The sequence below is a fragment of the Salinimonas lutimaris genome (assembly GCF_005222225.1).
Lineage (GTDB): Bacteria > Pseudomonadota > Gammaproteobacteria > Enterobacterales > Alteromonadaceae > Alteromonas > Alteromonas lutimaris.
In genome coordinates this window covers 2421139-2439233 of sequence record NZ_CP036536.1, presented here as the reverse complement: position 1 = coordinate 2439233, position 18095 = coordinate 2421139, and the positions used below count along the sequence as shown (strand labels likewise).

Sequence of the window (18095 nt, the reverse complement as noted above, 5' to 3'; positions counted from 1 at the left end):
TGTTACTGATATAGCTGAAAAACCGGCCAGAGGCAGTATTAAATTGTGGGTATTTATTCACCAAAGGCGGGTAGTCAGTAAATTTTTAATATTTAGTCAAATGCCTTTATTTCCAATTAAATGTGTCGGTATATTCTGCAAAATGCTACGAAAGTTGAGTTTACATTTTGGTGGTTTGTTAACGCTGATTTTTCATTTTGGGTTACTTCTGGTAGTTTTCGCCGCCGACGATGCGCGAGTTCCGTAACTTATCTGTTTAATCTGGCTGTCAGTCGTGATTTTTGCAAGCTGAATGTAACAGCGCGGTTAGCGTAAGTGATCTTTTTGTCAGCCTCAACGATATAGTTTGTGTTCAAACATTGAAACGGATAGCTGGTAAATCCCGCTGTTTTTGTAAAGGATACGCAGTCATTTTCCTTGTATAACGAATTACCGTTACATCGTCGGCTATCTTCTGAATTTGCTTTTGACCCGGTTGTGGTAGCTGGATGAATCTTTGTCAAAGGCGTGTTATCAATACCAATGTAAAGGCTAGTGAATGAGAAAATTACTAACTACACTGCCGTTTGCGATGCTAGGCGCAGCGGTTTCTATGCCCACTCAGGCTGATGAATTACCATTTACCATCGGCGGACATGTCCGGGTTAACTACGGTTACCAGGATTGGTTGCCTTCAGAACAGCGCAGTGGACTGGAATTTGAATCATTCAAATTGAATATTTCCGGTGAAACCGATCAGTTTACCTACAAAGCAGAATATCGCTGGTATGAAAACGTAGACTTCGACACTATCCGTTATGCTGATCTGACCTATACGGTGGATGAAGAGCTTAGCATTACCGGTGGTATTACCCAGGTGCCGTTCGGTTTATTGCCATTTGCCTCTAATAATTTCTGGTTTTCGGGAAATTATTATATTGGCTTTGAAGACGACTATGATGCAGGTCTGGTTGCCAACTACACTCCGGGTAACTGGAACATCCACGCTGCTTATTTTTTCAATGATGAGTACAGCGATGCGGCTAATTTCGGTCGCTACAGCTTTGATGTGGCTGATTTTGAAGAGTATCGCAATAAAGAAGATGGTCAGGTGAATCTGCGTGCCAGTTACAATGCTGAACTTTATGGTGATGCGACCACAGATATCGGCGTGTCATACCAGTATGGCGATATTGTGAATCTGGATACCCGTGACCGCGGTGATATGACCGCTTATGCGGTTCACGTACGTCATGTAGATGGCCCCATTGGCGTAGATCTGCAGTACACCGATTTTGATTATGACGTATCGGCGCCTGATGGTGTGCCAACTGACCGTATTGCCATGTCATCCTTTGATTCTGCTTTTTTGCAAACGGCTGAAGGAAAAAGCTATATCGCCAATCTGGCCTATACTATTCCGTATGAGTTTGACGCGATTTCAGAACTGAAATGCTACACCGAATACAGCCGGATTGAGTCTGATGTTGAAGCCGGACGCGACTCATCACAATGGGTAAATGGCTGTAGCTTTGGCTGGGAAAAACTGTTCGTGTACGTAGACAGCATTCACGGCAAAAATATGTGGTTCTCTGGCGGCCCGGGTGTCGGACTCGATTTAGGCGGCTTGCAGGATACTACACATCGCGTTAACGTAAACATAGGTCTGTATTTCTAAAAAAAAGAAAAAGGAAACACCATGAAACGAACGACACTGCTTTTAACTGCTTTATTGTTAGTGCCATTACCCAGCCTGGCTGACGCCTGGTTAAAACTGGATATCGCCACTGCTGAATACCCGCCGTACACATCGGAAGATATGAAGCATGAGGGCTATATTAATCACATCATCGAAGAAGCATTTTTAGAAGTGGGTGTCGTCGTGACGTACACGTCGATGCCATGGGAAGAAGCTAAAGAGGCGACACTGGCGGGCAAGTATGATGCGATGTCATACGCTAACTATGTACGGGAAAGAGAAAAAGACTTCTGGCATAGCGATCCGATGAGCGCCGAGAACCTGGTATTATATGCCAGCAAGAAGTCCGGCCTGACTCAGTGGAATTCCCTGTCTGACCTGGATAACTATAAAATGGGGATGACAGAAGGCTACCTGTTTACCGACGAACTGGCGACCTACCTGCGTGATGCTGATAATGTGGAAAAGCGTGATTCCGATTATGAAAATTTGCAGGCCCTGATTGACGGCGATATTGATGTATTTGCTATTGATGAGTTATCTGGCTGGTATTGGTTGCAACGTGAATTTGACAAAGATGAGCGGGCGCAGGTGGTGGAACTCACTCCGTCAATTGAAACCATGACTTCACACTTAATCATTCCGAAAAACAGTAAAGATGGTCGCTTGATTCTGGAATTGTTTAATAAAGGTCTGGAAGAGCTGAAACTGGATGGCAAGTTAAAACGGTACAAAAAACTGCTTAAAGACGGGTTTTATCAGCATCCTGATAAGCCGGTTAATTTTGACCGTCGTTAAACAGTAGCATTACTTGAAAACCGGCTTTAAAGCCGGTTTTTTATTGTCTGTAAAACCGGTATTCACAAACTAGCGAATTAATTGTTAATGATATACCTTGATATCTTCTGATTTTGCCAGTCTTCCTGACTATGCAGTTTGCCCCCACAGGCGTTTATCATGCCTACAGAAGCCAGGTTATGCTGGTGGCAGTGAATATGCACCGGGCGTATGTTCATTGAGCGGGCTTTTTCTATTGTGTAAGCCAACAGCAAAGTGCCTAGCCCACGACCGCGATAGCCAGGTCTGATCCCCAGACCGATATGTCCGCCGGCGTGCTGTAATGCCGGGGTGAGATGATGGCGCAGGTTGGCCACGCCAGCCAGTGTATCGTTACATATCAGCCAGAAAGTGGAATTGGGTACAAGGCCATCGGGCAACCCAATTCCGTCAGAATAACCGTTGAGACGTTCAATCAGAGCCGGAAAGTCCTCATGATTGAGGTCCATCGGCATCGGGTAACGTTCCTCATCACCCAGTTCTGTAATATAAGCGTTATAACATTGCTGAAATGCTTCAGTAGGGGGAATAACTCGAATATCCATGTAATCCTGATTCCACTTATTATTAGCCCGCGTGCTGGCTCAACCATCTGTCGAGGGCGTTTCCAAATGCCTGTTTTTCGGCTGCCGACAATGCCGCCGGCCCGCCTGTCTGGATTCCGCTGCTACGCAAGGTATCCATAAAGTCCCTGACATTGAGCCTGGATTTTATATTTTCCTTATCCAGTATCTCACCCCGGGGATTCAGCGCCAGGCATTGCTTGCTGATCACTTCGTCAGCTAAAGGAATATCACTGGTGACAACCAGATCACCGGGTTCACACCGGTTAACTATTTCGCTGTCTGCAACATCAAACCCTTTGGTGACCTGCACAAAACTCACGTATTTTGATGCTGGTGTGCGCAGCGCGTGGTTGGCCACCAGCACAACCTGCGTTTTTGTGCGTTGCGCCGCGCGAAATAAAATTTCTTTGATGGGCCCCGGACAGGCATCAGCATCTACCCAAATCGTCAACAGTCTTTCTCCTGAATAAGCAAACGATCAGCTTACACTATCCGGTAGAGGGTTGTTACCTTAATATGCATATTCATGCCAGCGTCAGTGTATAAAAACAACTGTTAGGATCGCACTGATACTGAGCAAAAGGCGGGCAGGAAACAAAGCCAGATTTTTCATATAAGCGGCGAGCGGGGGCGAAAAAATCCATGGTTCCTGTTTCCAGGCTCAGACGTGAGAGCCCACAAGAGTCGGCATGTTTTATCAGGTGCTGAAGCATAAAAGTGGCAACCCCTTTATTGCGTGCCTGTTGTGCCACCCGCATTGATTTTATCTCGCCGTGCGTTCTGGTCAGCTGCTTAATAGCGCAACAGCCAACCAGATCATCTTCAAGCCACACCGACCAGAACTGAATGTCAGGCTGTCGCAAACCGTCCAAATCAAGCGCATGCTTGCTCTCTGGCGGTGATACCGACTGCATGTCCTGAATATGTTGTTGAAGAAAGCGGGCAATGGTGTCGCCGCTAAGATCGTCTCGTATTATTTTCATCATTACCACCGGTCAGTGTAAAACAGCAGTGGCTATTATGGGTTAGTTTCCAGTGACCGGGGACGCTCTTTAGCGGCAGACGCCTGATAATCTCTACCCGACGCTAAACATATCAGGGCAGGGCACAGGTACATAATAATACCGTACAGCCCGGGAAATACTGCCAGCTCAGGCTGTTCAAGAATGCTCAGTGCAATCACCATAGCAAGCGCTGCATTTTGAATGCCCACCTCTATACACAAGGTCCGGCGAATGGTCAGCGTAAGCCTGCCCGCACGGCCACTGAACCAGCCGCACAGTGATGTAAGCAGACTGAGCAGCAGTGCTAGTCCAATTAACATAAAGCCGCTGTTTATCAGTAGTGACCATTCCCTTACAACCATTCCGACAATCAGCAGACCCAGAAAGATCAGGGAGAAACGCTGGAAACCAGGCTCCAGACGAGTTGCCTGAAGCGGCGTTAGATGTCGCATTGTCATCCCCAGCGCTACCGGGAATAAGGCCATCAGTAACAGGCCGGTGGTGATACCCGCCACGGATATAGCCTGGGTACTGGACGGAGAAAATAAAGTGTAACCCAGGCCGATCAGCAGCGGCGTAGTTATAATGCAAATCAGGGTGGACAGGGCTGTAAGCGTGACAGACAAGGCGGTATCTGCGCGCAGCAAATGACTCATCAGGTTCGACATAGTACCGCCGGGGCAGGCGGCTAGCAGCACTATTCCCATGGCCATCGCCGGTGACAGTCCGGCAAGGGTGATCGCCAGCGCGGCGCAGGCAATAGCAATAACCGGCATAACGATAATCTGACCCGCCAGGCCGGTCAATACGCAGCCCGGTTTTTTAATCAGGCGGGAAAAATCGGACAGGGTAAGAGATAAGCCGATCCCGAACATGATGCAGGCCAGACACAGCGGAAGTAAATAATCGGTCAGCACTGAAGCGGTCATTATGTCTGCCCTATGTGATTCTGATCAATTTAAAAAGCTGTCGTCTTCACTCAACAGTTTCTGGTACATCGGTTGAAAATTCCCCCAGGTCACTAAATCAGAGCCGTTCATTGCCCGGGTTTTTCGTGCCGTGGCCGGATCTATCAGGCGCACCGTGCCAGCAGCCTGAGCGAGTAGCTGACTATGGCAACAGCTATCGAGCATGACAAAATTTGCCGCCGCTGCGTCAACCGTTTTACCTGCTGTCAGCAGACCGTGATTCTGCAAAATAACCGCGCTGTTACCACTTAAAGCCTCAGCAATTAAGTCTCCTTCCTGAGTATCTGCTACAACGCCGTTAAATTCACTGAAAACACGGTGATTTTCAAAAAACATGCAGGCATCCTGTGAGATAGGCAGCAAAGGTTCGCCCAACGCGGCAAAGGCTCTGCCATAGGTGGTGTGTGAGTGTGCCACCGCGTTGATATCCGGGTGGGCCGCGTGAATGCGCGAATGGATCGCAAAAGCAGCATTATTGATAGGCGCGTGACCTTCAACAATGTCTCCGGCATGGGATACTCTGACCAGCGACGAGGCGGTGATCAGACCAAAATGCATGCCGACCGGGTTAACCCAGAATGTGTCAGGTTCGATACAGTCGCGCAAAGAAATATGTCCGGCCAGTCCTTCATCAAATCCATATTTTGAAAATAGCCGGAAAGCCCCGGCCAGACGTTGCTTTTCATATTGCTGCTGAGCTTGTTTATCAGGAAACTCAGGGATAGAGAACAGCGGAAACTTTTTTGCCCCAATAGTGAGTTTGTCAGCCAGATTATCTTGTTGCATATCACACCTTTAAATCTGTTTTTAAAGAAACTTCTCTGTACAGCTTAAACCGATCTGTGATAAATAATAGTGATTATTGTTAATGAATTGTAATAGATTCCATGCATAGTAAATTCGATCTTAACCTGTTCAATGTGCTGGTGGCCATTTACGAGCAAGGGTCAATTACCGCAGCCGCAAACCAATTGTGTCTGACCCAGCCGGCAGTCAGCCACGCACTTGGGCGACTCAGGGAGTCGCTGGGTGATCCGCTGTTTGAACGTCAGGGACGTCGAATGGTGCCAACCCGGCGTTGTCACACCATGCTCCCCAATGTACAAAAAGCGCTGGAAAGTTTATATGTAAGTGCCAGTCAGACCGAATCGGCTGACTTACGGTCGGTGACTCGTACCGTGAATCTGGGACTCAGAGATATCACTGAGTCGGCCTTGCTGCCACCGCTGCTTACACAGCTGCGTGACCATGCGCCTAAGGTACAGCTGCGAAGTACTCACGTTCCCATGGCTGATATCTCGCAAAAACTGGAAAAAGGCGAGCTGGATATTGCCATTGATGCGATGATGCCGGTTAACCATCATATTATGCAGATGCCGGTTCGCCAGGAGTCGTTTGTGTTATTGTGCCGGCCTGGCCACCCCATCGAAAAGCGCCCCGGCCTGAAAGCCTATATTCAAAGCCGGCATGTGCTGGTATCGGTGAAGCGCTCTGAGGTCAACCATGTCGATATGGCGCTGGCGCAGCAGGGTTACCGCCGTAATATTGCGCTTATCTGTGAGCATTATCTGGCCGCGGCACGGATCGCCAGTGAAAGTGATTATCTGCTGACCTTGCCACGGATATATCTGGAAGCCATTTTAAAGGTCGTGCCCTTATCAGTACTCCCGGTGCCAATGCCATTACCTTTATTGCCGGTACATATGTACTGGCACTGTGCCAACGACAAGGAGCCACTGCTGGAGAGTGTCCGGGAATGGCTGCTGAATATCTGTAACGGTCTTAATAACGAGCGGGCCGGACAGACATTTGATGCATTTGCTGCTGGTTAGGCATTGTTGGCGGGAGTGCGGTTAAGCTTCGCCAGTGCCAGACGTGTCTGTGCTTCAAGGGCCTGGTTTAATTTAAAGTGCTGCGGGCTCCAGCCGCTTAAAAAACGCTGAAAGTCAGCGCAGGCAAACGGATACAGCTCACGCCACTCGCGCTCAACCTCCTGCGCACTATACTGCGGCGCCAGCGCCTGTCTCAAAGCGTTAAAATAAGTATCTAAGCACCTGTCGAGACCATGAAGCTGGTCATCATCAGACAGGGCGCTGCCAATAAAGTACGCCAGATCCTGCACACCCGTGCCTCTGCCGGGATACTGAAAGTCCACTGCTGCCACCCGGGCTCCGTTGTCACTGAAACAAAAGTTAGCCACTTTGGCATCGCCATGAATCACGGTAGTGAACCGGGCCTGGGCCAGTGTCTGATGAATGGCGCCGGCCTGACGTTTCAGTTCGCCCTCGGGCATGGCTGCCCATTCCTGGCGACGGGTTGGCAGATGCCAGTAACTGCCCCATTGCCATAAACTGGCATCTTGGACGTCCATCAGGGCGGCGTGAAAACCGGCCAGATAGGCAATAACCGGCTGAGCCTGATCCAGCGTCAGGCTGGTATGGCGGGCGGTATAGCCCAGCACATCGAGGTCTTGCATGATAAGCAATCGCTGATGGTTATGCTTATCACTGGCAAGTAATGCCGGAACCGGACAATGAGTGAGTTTAGCCGGGTAATGCTGATAAAAATGATGCTCGATGGCATAGGAGTCAAGCTTACGCTGGTGACTGTCTGTGGTGTGCCAGCCTTTTGGGTGCTGTGGCCGGGCAGGGGGGCTGATTGCCTTGGCAACCAGATTGGTTTGTAATCTGGGCGAATAAAACCGGAAGCACTGGCCGTAGCCGCTCCATAAGGTTTGTAACAAATTAAAGTGGGTAATGTCCGGGTCGTGTAAAACCCGGCTTACCCACTGAACAAATTCGGGCTGAACATCAGACATAAACAGCGGGGTTATATTGCGCTGAAATGTCTGATGTCAGACATCCGGAGCGCCATGCTCCGGAAAAGGTACCGCTATTATGCCGCATCACTGCTTTGTGGCTTGGTCGGCGGCGCAGAAGCACTGGTATGGCTGTGAGCCAGCGTTGCCGTGCGTCCGGACACTGCCAGCGCAGGGCGACTGTCGTCCTCTTTGGCGGTGAGTGTCAGGTCACCAAAGGTGGCTTCTACCTGGGCAGGCAGGGCCATCGGATGAGACACATTCACTTTACCGCGACTACTTGCCGCCAGACTGTTCAACACCGCTTCAGCCACTGTTGTCGCTACCGCTTGTGAGACCTTATCAGTCTGTTTTGAAGCCGCTTCTGTTGTTACCGGGGCCGGCACTGGTGTTTCGGCTGGTGTCTCCACATCAGCATGGCTGGTTGTTTCACGACGTTGCTCCGCAACTTCCGGCTCGCTGACCTCGTCGGCTTTGGCTGCAGCCACGGTTGACTCTGGTGCAACAGATGCAGTCTGCTCTTCCAGCTCAATTTCAACCTGCTGAGGCTGACTCTGTTGCTCAACCCGTTGACCATCGGCGTGATACTTTTCCCGGGGTTTACGGGCTGGCTTGTCCTCTGCCTGAGGCATATCCAGAGCCAGTTCGTCCTGTTGAGCCTTAGCTGGCGAATCATCACTGACCGCGTTATCAGTCACTTGGTCAGCACTGGCAGACTCCGCCTGCTCAGTGAATGTATCAGCATCCAGTTTGGCAGGTGGCTCAACCGGCTCGGCAATCGTGTCTTTACGCTCTACCACAGGTTGGGCCGGAGTAACGTCACTGGCTGTCTCACTGGTGTCAGGCTGTGCAGAGTCATTCTCTTTGCGTTGAGCTTCAGTATTATCAGCTTCTTCGTTCCAGCCAACCGGTGCAGCCTTAATGGCCTGATCCGGCGTTTGCGCAATTGCTGCCTGACCTGCTTTAGACTGCTCGCCGCCACTAATAATTTCAGCGTTGCTGTCGTCTTCCTGCTGGCCCTGTTCTTTCTTACGACGCTGACCAGCAGCACGAACATGGCGTGGAGAACGACGACTACGTCCACGGCTGTTACCGTTATTGTCACGCTTGTTGTCATCCTGACCAGACTGTTCAGTGACTTCTGCGGTACCTTGATCAGAGACTTGCTCTGCAGGCTGCTCTTCTACTTTGTCGGCTTTTGGTGCAGCTTTTGGTTTTCTTGACGGCTTTTGCGCTTTGGTTTCTTTAGCAGCATCCTGTTCGGGCTGCTGAACACTAGCTTCAGTTGTCTGTGATGTCTGGGCCAGTTCAACCGGGCTACCATCTTTATTTACCCGCACACTACGACGCATATCGCGACGTTTACGACGCTCTGCCAGCTGTTTTTTCTTCGGCGGCTGCTGTTGGGTATCGGTGTTATCACCGGCCTGAACGGCAACGTCCTGATCCTGCTTTTGTTCTGGTTTGTCTTCTCTTGGCTTGCGTGGCTTTCTATTGCCCTGGCCAGATTTTTGGTTACCAGACTGACGTGGCTTATCGTCCTGATTGTTATCTGCACTGCGGTTATTGCCTTGTCCACGATTATCATCGCGCTCGCTGTGCTCGCCCTGAGATTTGCCGCGACGGTTGCGGTTATTGTTATTACGAGGTTTACGGTTGCGATTGTCGTTGTTGCGTGGCCGCTGCTCAGAAGTCGACTTCTTCTGCTCTGGTTCGGCCTTGGCTTCTTGCTGCTCGGTAGCAGGCGCGCCAAACAGGCTACTTAGCCATTTGGCAATCCGGCTGAACAGACCACCACCTGACTGCGCAGCAGGTTGCGTGCTGACTTCTGGTTTTGGCGGAACCACAGGGGCGGCATCTGGTGCTACCATGCCTTTAATCGCAGGCTCTTCACGCTTGGCTGGTGCCGCTGTTGGCTTGTCTGCCTCGGTGTCCGGAGTTTCAATCAGTTTTACATCGTAACTGACATCAGAGATAACTTCTTCGGGACGACGACGGGTCACTTCATAATGTGGCGTTTCAATATTCGCGTTAGGAATAATCAGCAGCGATACATTATAGCGTTTTTCAATCACATTGATGGATTTACGCTTTTCATTAAGCAGGTACGTGGCAACAGCCACAGGCAACTGTGCCTCAATCTGACCAGTGTTATCTTTAATCGCCTCTTCTTCGATAATACGCAGAATAGACAGTGCCAGAGACTCAGTACCACGAATGGTGCCATGCCCGGAACAGCGCGGACAGACCCGATGACTGGACTCACCCAGTGACGGACGCAGACGCTGACGGGACATTTCCAGCAGACCAAAGCGAGATATACGACCAAGCTGAACACGGGCGCGATCAGAACGCACCGCCTCTTTCAGACGATTTTCTACTTCGCGCTGATGGCGAACCGGCGTCATATCGATAAAGTCGATAACGACCAGCCCACCGGCATCACGCAAACGTAACTGGCGGGCAATCTCGTCAGCCGCTTCCAGATTAGTGTTTAGGGCCGTTTCTTCAATATCACCGCCTTTTGTTGCGCGGGCGGAGTTGATATCAATTGAGGTCAGTGCTTCGGTGGGGTCGATGACAATCGAGCCACCGGATGGCAGACGAACTTCACGCTGAAAAGCAGACTCAATCTGACTTTCAATCTGATAATGACTGAACAGCGGCACATCACCATCGTATTTTTTCACCCGGCTGGCAAAATCAGGGCGTACCAGTTGGATATGCTGTAAGGCCTGCTCATACACGGCGGTTTTATCCACCAGAATCTCACCAATGTCACGGCGCAGATAATCCCGGATAGCGCGTACGATAACATTACTTTCCTGGTGAATAAGAAAAGGCGCAGGGCGTTTGCCGGCTTCTTCGCTAATGGCATCCCAGTGTTTAAGCAGTACCCGCAGGTCCCATTCCAGTTCTTCATACGACTTGCCAACACCGGCAGTACGTACAATCAGGCCCATGCCATCAGGCAATTCTAGCTTGCTAAGCGCCTGTTTCAGGTCGGTCCGCTCATCGCCTTCAATACGACGGCTGATACCGCCCGCCCGGGGGTTGTTTGGCATCAGTACCAGGTAGCTGCCTGCCAGTGATAAAAATGTGGTTAGCGCAGCGCCTTTCTGACCTCGTTCTTCTTTGTCAATCTGAACAATGACTTCCTGACCTTCCTTGATCACATCTTTGATGTTTGGGCGGCCTTCAAATTTATAACCTTTAGGGAAGTAGGTGCGGGCAATTTCTTTTAGCGGGAGGAAACCATGACGTTCTGCGCCATAGTCAACAAAAGCAGCTTCCAGGCTGGGTTCAACACGGGTAATTTTGCCTTTATAAATATTGGCTTTTTTCTGCTCGTGTCCCGGGCTTTCGATATCCAAATCGTACAAACGTTGCCCGTCTACCAGGGCAACACGCAATTCTTCTTGCTGAATTGCATTAATTAACATTCTTTTCATTGTATCTAACTCTGTATTTATTACAGCCGTTCAGACACAAAATTAAACTGACATGTGCAAACCCTCGCCACGCTGGCTCACGGCAGTGTGGGGACTTTGTTGTAATGTCGCATTACCCGGGGTTGTACAAACCAGCGATACTGACATGCTGGTATTACTGTTACAAACCGGGTGTCGGGAACGACGACCCTTAACTTGTGCTAGTTTCTTTTCATTATTCCGACCTGTCATCACAGACGATCAGAATAATTGTCATTTCAATTCTGTATGGCTAAACGGCGAACTTTGTGTTTTTTGACAGGCCGCAATATTCAGGTGAGGGAAGGTTTTAGTACTACCTTGGCAGCTCACGTCAGGCAATGTTGTTTTCGTGCCGAATCATTGCAGCTGGTTCACTTACTTTTCAGTTCTTGCCATTTCAACAGCGCATGTATGATAAGCGCGATGAAACGCCTTGATTATCGCACCATAACCTGAAAATTAGCAAGGAAAGATAAGCAGGGAGATGCAGCTTTTTTACCAATAGCAGCCACACCCTTACCTACAGTGCAGAAATGAATATTCTTATGCATATTAACCTGTTGATTATTTGCTCTTTTTAATACTGCCGGAGAATTTTTTATGGCAGGCGGCTGAAGCAGTAGGTTAGCGCTGTAATTTCCTTTATACTTGGCGCCCTATGAATGAAGAAGCCCCATTAAAAGTCCGTTTTGTAACGGTGGACGCCGATCTGGCAGGTCAGCGTGTCGATAATTTTTTGCGTACCCAGCTAAAAGGCGTGCCAAAGAGCATGATTTACCGCATTTTGCGCAAGGGTGAGGTGCGTGTAAATAAAGGCCGGGTGAAACCCGAATACAAGCTCAAGGCCGATGACGTAGTCCGGGTACCGCCGGTCAGGGTCTCTGAGCAGACCGACAAACCCAATCCTAAATTGGAAAAAGTGGCATCGCTGGAAGCGCATATCCTGTACGAGGATGACCGCATAATGGTGATTAACAAGCCCTCCGGCATTGCGGTGCATGGCGGCAGCGGCCTGAGTTTTGGACTGATTGAAGGGTTGCGGGCCCTGCGGCCGGCGGCCGCTTTTCTGGAACTGGTACACCGGCTGGACCGGGATACCTCTGGGTGTATCCTGATTGCGAAAAAGCGCTCTGCGCTGCGTCATATGCACGAACAGCTCAGAAACGGGCAGATGGATAAGCGCTACCATGCGCTGGTTGCCGGCAGTTGGCCGCAAAACCGGTTTAAGGTGAAAGCGCCGCTGCGTAAAAATGTGCTGCAGTCCGGTGAACGTCTGGTGAGTGTCAGCGAGGATGGCAAGCCTTCTGAAACCCGGTATCGTATTTTACAGTCTTATACTGATGCCACGCTGCTTGAAGCGTCGCCGATTACCGGACGTACGCACCAGATCCGGGTCCATTGTCTGCATGCCGGCCACCCCATTGCCGGCGACACTAAATATGGTCAGGCAGAGTTTGATGCGCGGATGAAAAAAGCCGGACTAAGCCGTTTATTTCTGCATGCTGCCAGTATCAGTCTGCTGCATCCTAAAACCGAGCAGCCGGTGAAGTTTGAAGCGCCTCATGATGAGCAACTGGCACGCACGCTGGAGGCGTTGTCATGAAGCAGTATAAACTGGTTATTTTTGACTGGGACGGCACGGTGATGGACTCGGTTGGCAAAATTGTGCAGTGTATGCAAATCGCTGCCCGCCAGTGTGACCTGCCAGTACCTGATGCCGCCGCGGTGGGCAACATTATCGGCATCAGTCTGCACCCGGCAATAAAGATTCTGTTTAATCTGTCTGACGACGCTGCTGCTGATACGGTAGTGGCAGCGTACAAAGCCGCTTACCTTGAACAGGACGTGACACCTTGCCCGATGTTCGACGGAGCCGTGGATATGTTCGCGGCACTGCATCAGCAAGGTCTTACACTGGCTGTGGCAACAGGCAAAGCGCGCCGGGGTCTTGACAGAGCCTGGCGTAATACCGCTACCGGTCGGTTCTTCAGTGCCTCACGTACAGCGTGTGAAGCGCAGTCAAAGCCTTCCTCAGACATGCTGGAGCAGCTGTTGCGCGAAACCGGAGTGGATGTGTCTGACGCGGTCATGATTGGCGATACTGTGTATGACATGCAGATGGCCGAACACATTGGCATGGACCGGGTTGGTGTCACCTACGGAGTCCATGATTCCGCGCGTCTGCAGGCGCACAGTCCGGTTTATATTGCCGATTCAATAGAACAGCTGCATCAGTTTCTGGCCCGGGCTTAGTACGTAGCTTTACCGTGTTACCGGCACTCAGGCAATCTGTCAGACGCCGGTAGCCAGCGCCAGCAAATCTACCTTAAAGCCGGCCAGCAGATCACGAAGCAGCATCACCGGCAGACCTATCAGGGTGTTGGGGTCACGGCTGGTCACCCGGGAAAATAACAGTGCGCCACGACCTTCTGCCTTAAAGCTGCCGGCGCAGTCCAGTGGCTGCTCAGCATCCACATAGCGTGCTATCGCCTCATCGCTCAGCGGTAAAAAGTGCACGTCGACCGTTTCGGTGGCGCTGGCCATTTGCTGAGTCTGTGCTTTATACACTGCCACAGCGGTATAAAAGGTCACGACTTTACCGGCACACATTGCCAGCTGCTCGCGGGCCTTCTTCGGGGTGCCCGGTTTTCCCAGTTTATGCGCCACACCATCAATAGTGACCACCGCGACCTGATCTGAACCGATGGTGAGATGGTCAGGGTAAAGAGCAGCCACTTTTCTGGCTTTTTGCTCGGCCAGTCGCCTGGCCAGATTGGCCGGGGCTTCATCGTCAAGCGGGGTTTCGTCAATGTCCGGAGCAACTGCTTTAGCCTGAATACCGATGGCGGCCAGTTGAGCCTGGCGATAGGCTGATGAAGAAGCTAGCAGAAGTTTGCACATGATGGTGACCCGTTTGAATTTATGGCCGTACAGTGTAATGGGCTTTAGCAGGGTGTAAAGTATGGCAATCAGGCTAACAAGATTTTTTGCTACCGCCTGTATTAAACCTTTGACACGCAAGGGCTGAATCTATATTATTCGCGCCCTATGCAGAAAGTGAAATTACCTCATCAAGTCGACCCGGTTAAAAGTGCGGTTAAACGCTCTGATTATCAGGGAGTTATAGCCAGCAAAGATCTGGGGCGGTTGCTCGATGCAGTTGTCCGGTGTGATGACTGGGTGAACGCAGAAGTACAGTTTTCAAAAGACGCGCAGGGTCTTACTGTTTTTCACGGTCACTTGTCCACACAGGTATCACTTATCTGTCAGCGGTGTAATGGTGAATTTGACCATGCGTTAAATGTCGACTTTTGTTTCAGCCCGGTGCAGGGGTCCGATGAAATCGACACGTTACCCGAAGCTTACGATCCGGTAGAGGTCAACGACCATGGAGAAGTCAGTTTACTTCATTTATTTGAAGACGAATTGATTATCGCTTTACCGATTATACCCCTTCATGCAGAGGAGGAGTGTAATATCGGCAAAGATGATATGACATTTGGAAAGCTGGAACCGGAACAAGAGCGACCAAACCCTTTCGCGGTTTTGAAAGAACTTAAGCGAGACCAGGAGTAAGTTATGGCAGTACAACAAAATCGTAAAACGCGTTCTAAGCGCGGCATGCGTCGTTCACACGATGCATTGACAGGCGCGACTTTGTCTGTCGATTCAACGTCAGGTGAAACGCATCGTCGTCACCACGTGACGGCTGACGGTTACTACAAAGGCAAAAAAGTTATCGCTCGCTAAGCGAACGGTAATGCATTTTGTCTGAGCTAACCTTAGCGTTAGATATCATGGGGGGCGATCATGGTCCCCCAGTTATCCTTTCTGCCTGCATGCGGGCAATACAGCATCATGCTGACTTCAGATTTATCCTCTGCGGCGATCAGGCCGTTATCAATCCTTATTTAGCAAAACTTTCCGGTGCTCAGCAGGCACGAGTTCAGGTCATTCACTGTACCGAAGTCATTGAGATGACTGATTCACCTATTCAGGTTATCCGAAATAAGAAAGACGCGTCTATGCGTCGTGTCATTGAACTGGTCCGAAGTGGCGAAGCTGACGCCTGTGTCAGTGCTGGTAACACTGGGGCTCTGATGGCTCTGGCTTATTATCTGTTAAAAACCCTACACGGGGTTGACCGTCCCGCACTGGTATCTTTTATGCCCACAGCTGAACATCACAAAGTGTTGTTGCTGGACTTGGGCGCGAATGTGAACTGTACCTCTGATACCTTATTCCAGTATGCCGTAATGGGCGCGGTTTTAGCCGAAGCGATGACTGGCAAAAACCGTCCACGAGTTGCCTTGCTTAATGTGGGTGAAGAAGATATCAAAGGCAATGCACTGGTAAAAATGGCAGATCAGCAATTGCGGGCTGTGCCGGCACTGAATTATATCGGGTATGTGGAAGGGGACGATATCTTTACAGACCATGCTGATGTGGTGGTTACTGACGGATTCACCGGGAATGTGGCATTAAAATCCAGCGAAGGACTGGCTAAGCTGATTATCCATGAGGTAAAAAAGCAGTCAGAGCGAAACTGGGCGACTCGGATAATGGCACAAATTGCCTTACCATTGCTGAAATCCATCTATAACAGGATGAACCCCGACCAGTATAATGGTGCCAGTCTGATAGGATTGCGCGGCATTGTAGTTAAGAGTCACGGAAACGCTTCAGCCGACGCATTTTATTATGCGATTTTTCAGGCTATGCAGGAAGCGCGTTTACGTGTTCCGGAAAAAATAAAAACCAAAATAGAAACGGTTTTGTTGGAGCAACTTTGAGTAACTATTCAAGAATAATCGGGACGGGCAGTTATTACCCCAGCGAGGTGCGTACCAACGCAGATTTGGAAGCCATGGTAGATACCAGTGATGAGTGGATCACTGACCGTACCGGAATTAAAGAACGTCGCATTATTGGTGCTGACGAAACCGCTGCTACGATGGGCGCACAAGCCAGTCGCCACGCACTGGATGCCGCTGGCCTGAAAGCCTCAGACCTTGACATGATCGTGTGTGCCACCACTAGCGGTCGCTACGCACTACCGAGTACCGCCTGCGAGATCCAGCAAATTCTGGATATTGACGGTATTCCTGCCTTTGATGTAGCGGCGGCGTGTGCCGGTTGGTGTTATGCATTAAGTGTTGCCGATCAGTATGTAAAATCAGGAATGGCCAAACGCATTCTGGTGGTCGGTACCGACTGTCTGAGCCGGTTGATTGACCCGGCAGACCGGTCCATGGTGATCCTGTTTGGTGACGCCGCCGGCGCTGCCATTATCGAGGCCAGCGATGAGCCGGGTATATTATCTACCCATATTCAGGCTGCCGGCTCTTATAAAGACTTATTGTATGTGGGCAACCCGACTCGTGGTGACGAAGCGTCAGTGCATGAGAACTGGGGCGTCATGCGCGGCAATGAAGTTTTCAAAGTTGCGGTGACCAAGCTGTCAGAAATTGTTGAGCAAACGCTGGCAGCGAATAATATGGATAAGTCTGAGCTGGACTGGCTGGTGCCGCATCAGGCTAATTTCAGAATTATCAAAGCTACCGCGAAAAAATTAAATATGTCGCTGGATCAGGTTGTACTGACCTTGGAAAAGTATGGCAATACTTCAGCGGCAACAGTACCAACCGCACTGGATGCGGCGATTCGCGATGGCCGTATTAAGCGAGGACAGAATCTACTGCTGGAAGCGTTCGGCGGTGGTTTCGCCTGGGCCTCTGCACTGGTACGCTACTGATATCGTGCGCATTGGGCGCTAAATAGAGATAACAAGAAAGGATTGAACATGACTCGTACAGCCTTTGTATTCCCAGGTCAGGGCTCTCAAGCGCCTGGTATGCTGGGCGATTTAGCTGCTGATTTTCCGGTTATAACGGAAACCTTTCAGCAGGCTTCTGATGCATTAGGTTATGATTTGTGGGATTTGGTACAAAACGATACCGAAGGCAAACTGAACGAAACCCATATTACTCAGCCTGCGCTGCTGACCGCCAGTGTTGCTATCTGGCGTGTGCTGAATGAAAAGGGCGTGAAAGCTGACTATATGGCCGGTCACAGTCTGGGTGAATATTCTGCTTTAGTGTGTGCCGGTGTACTGGACTTTGCCGATGCAGTGAAGCTGGTTGAAGCACGGGGCAAATTTATGCAACAGGCGGTTCCGGCAGGCGCTGGCGCTATGTATGCCATTATTGGTCTGGACGATGCCACTATTGCTGATATTTGCCAGCAAACGGCGATCGCAACCGGTGATGTGGTTGCTCCGGTGAATTATAATTCGCCCGGCCAGGTGGTCATTGCAGGCGAGAAAAATGCCACTGAGCAAGCCGGTAACGCATGTAAAGAAGCCGGTGCTAAGCGTGCTTTACCCCTGCCGGTCAGCGTACCTTCACACTGTGAACTTATGCGTCCGGCGGCTGACCAACTGGAAGAAGCTTTGGCAAGCATTACGCTAAACGCACCGACCACCGCAGTTATCAACAATGTTGATGTGAAGGCTGAGGATGATCCTGCACGCATTCGCGATGCCCTGATTCGTCAGCTTTACTGCCCGGTGCAGTGGACTGCCAGTGTTGAAACACTGGCCAGTGAAGGCATACAAAATGTGCTGGAAATTGGCCCCGGTAAAGTACTGACGGGCCTTATTAAGCGCATTGATAAGTCGTTAACTGCCTCAGCAGTAAATACTGTTGATAGCATTAACGCGCTATAACAAACACGGATAACAAAGGTTTAA

The 18095-nt window shown here is 50.2% G+C and carries 18 protein-coding genes; 10 read left to right on the top strand and 8 right to left on the bottom strand.

Annotated features, from left to right (window positions below; genetic code table 11):
- Window positions 1-538 precede the first annotated feature (538 nt).
- Both EZV72_RS10630 and EZV72_RS10625 read left to right on the top strand, forming a co-directional pair.
- Entirely contained in the window at window positions 539-1657 is a 1119-nt protein-coding gene (locus EZV72_RS10630; RefSeq protein ID WP_137167233.1) for a hypothetical protein, read from the top strand.
- A 21-nt stretch (window positions 1658-1678) separates the two neighbouring features.
- Window positions 1679-2476 carry a substrate-binding periplasmic protein gene (locus EZV72_RS10625; RefSeq protein WP_137167232.1) on the top strand — a complete coding sequence of 266 codons (798 nt, stop codon included), beginning with the start codon at window positions 1679-1681 and terminating at the stop codon, window positions 2474-2476.
- A 77-nt stretch (window positions 2477-2553) separates the two neighbouring features.
- Here EZV72_RS10625 and EZV72_RS10620 read toward each other — a convergent pair whose 3' ends face one another.
- The 5 genes from EZV72_RS10620 to EZV72_RS10600 all read right to left on the bottom strand — a co-directional run bounded on the left by EZV72_RS10620 (window position 2554) and on the right by EZV72_RS10600 (window position 5839).
- Window positions 2554-3060: a GNAT family N-acetyltransferase gene (locus tag EZV72_RS10620; protein WP_137167231.1), complete on the bottom strand. Its 507-nt coding sequence runs from the start codon at window positions 3058-3060 to the stop codon at window positions 2554-2556.
- A 22-nt stretch (window positions 3061-3082) separates the two neighbouring features.
- Window positions 3083-3532, bottom strand: a complete 450-nt coding sequence (locus tag EZV72_RS10615) for a YaiI/YqxD family protein (RefSeq protein WP_175405094.1) — start codon at window positions 3530-3532, stop codon at window positions 3083-3085.
- Window positions 3533-3605: 73 nt separating this feature from the next.
- Entirely contained in the window at window positions 3606-4064 is a 459-nt protein-coding gene (locus tag EZV72_RS10610) for a GNAT family N-acetyltransferase (RefSeq protein WP_137168722.1), read from the bottom strand.
- A 35-nt stretch (window positions 4065-4099) separates the two neighbouring features.
- Window positions 4100-5014: a bile acid:sodium symporter family protein gene (locus tag EZV72_RS10605; RefSeq protein WP_137167229.1), complete on the bottom strand. Its 915-nt coding sequence runs from the start codon at window positions 5012-5014 to the stop codon at window positions 4100-4102.
- Between the two features lie 24 nt (window positions 5015-5038).
- On the bottom strand, window positions 5039-5839 hold the full coding sequence (locus EZV72_RS10600) for a class II aldolase/adducin family protein (protein ID WP_137167228.1): 801 nt from the start codon (window positions 5837-5839) through the stop codon (window positions 5039-5041).
- Between the two features lie 101 nt (window positions 5840-5940).
- Between EZV72_RS10600 and EZV72_RS10595 the strand changes: the two genes are divergently transcribed.
- Window positions 5941-6885, top strand: a complete 945-nt coding sequence (locus tag EZV72_RS10595; RefSeq protein WP_137167227.1) for a LysR family transcriptional regulator — start codon at window positions 5941-5943, stop codon at window positions 6883-6885.
- On the opposite strand, the gene EZV72_RS10590 is transcribed toward EZV72_RS10595, so the two are convergent.
- Together EZV72_RS10590 and rne are read right to left on the bottom strand one after the other, a co-directional pair.
- Window positions 6882-7871 carry a phosphotransferase gene (locus tag EZV72_RS10590; protein ID WP_137167226.1) on the bottom strand — a complete coding sequence of 330 codons (990 nt, stop codon included), beginning with the start codon at window positions 7869-7871 and terminating at the stop codon, window positions 6882-6884. The genes EZV72_RS10595 and EZV72_RS10590 overlap by 4 nt on opposite strands.
- 77 nt (window positions 7872-7948) lie before the next feature.
- Window positions 7949-11323, bottom strand: a complete 3375-nt coding sequence (rne, locus tag EZV72_RS10585) for a ribonuclease E (protein ID WP_175405093.1) — start codon at window positions 11321-11323, stop codon at window positions 7949-7951.
- Between the two features lie 679 nt (window positions 11324-12002).
- Between rne and rluC the strand changes: the two genes are divergently transcribed.
- Complete coding sequence (rluC, locus tag EZV72_RS10580) at window positions 12003-12947, top strand: 23S rRNA pseudouridine(955/2504/2580) synthase RluC (RefSeq protein ID WP_137167225.1); 945 nt, start codon at window positions 12003-12005, stop codon at window positions 12945-12947.
- Complete coding sequence (locus EZV72_RS10575; RefSeq protein ID WP_137167224.1) at window positions 12944-13597, top strand: HAD family hydrolase; 654 nt, start codon at window positions 12944-12946, stop codon at window positions 13595-13597. Before rluC ends, EZV72_RS10575 begins: the two co-directional genes overlap by 4 nt.
- Before the next feature lie 39 nt (window positions 13598-13636).
- On the opposite strand, the gene EZV72_RS10570 is transcribed toward EZV72_RS10575, so the two are convergent.
- The gene (locus tag EZV72_RS10570) at window positions 13637-14365 is read right to left on the bottom strand and encodes a Maf family protein (RefSeq protein ID WP_232364405.1); all 729 of its coding nucleotides are present in this window, start codon (window positions 14363-14365) and stop codon (window positions 13637-13639) included.
- Window positions 14366-14392: 27 nt separating this feature from the next.
- Between EZV72_RS10570 and yceD the strand changes: the two genes are divergently transcribed.
- From yceD to fabD, 5 genes are read left to right on the top strand one after another with little or no spacing between them, the layout of a single operon-like run.
- On the top strand, window positions 14393-14920 hold the full coding sequence (yceD, locus tag EZV72_RS10565; protein ID WP_137167223.1) for a 23S rRNA accumulation protein YceD: 528 nt from the start codon (window positions 14393-14395) through the stop codon (window positions 14918-14920).
- A gap of 3 nt (window positions 14921-14923) precedes the next feature.
- Window positions 14924-15094 (top strand): 50S ribosomal protein L32, encoded by a 171-nt coding sequence (rpmF, locus tag EZV72_RS10560; protein WP_119501522.1) that lies wholly within the window; start codon window positions 14924-14926, stop codon window positions 15092-15094.
- Between the two features lie 17 nt (window positions 15095-15111).
- Window positions 15112-16137, top strand: a complete 1026-nt coding sequence (gene plsX, locus EZV72_RS10555; RefSeq protein WP_137167222.1) for a phosphate acyltransferase PlsX — start codon at window positions 15112-15114, stop codon at window positions 16135-16137.
- Complete coding sequence (locus EZV72_RS10550) at window positions 16134-17099, top strand: beta-ketoacyl-ACP synthase III (RefSeq protein WP_137167221.1); 966 nt, start codon at window positions 16134-16136, stop codon at window positions 17097-17099. The genes plsX and EZV72_RS10550 overlap by 4 nt, the downstream gene beginning before the upstream one ends.
- Window positions 17100-17147: 48 nt before the next feature.
- Window positions 17148-18071, top strand: coding sequence for an ACP S-malonyltransferase (gene fabD / locus EZV72_RS10545; RefSeq protein WP_137167220.1), 924 nt, complete (start codon window positions 17148-17150; stop codon window positions 18069-18071).
- The last annotated feature ends 24 nt before the right edge of the window (window positions 18072-18095 follow it).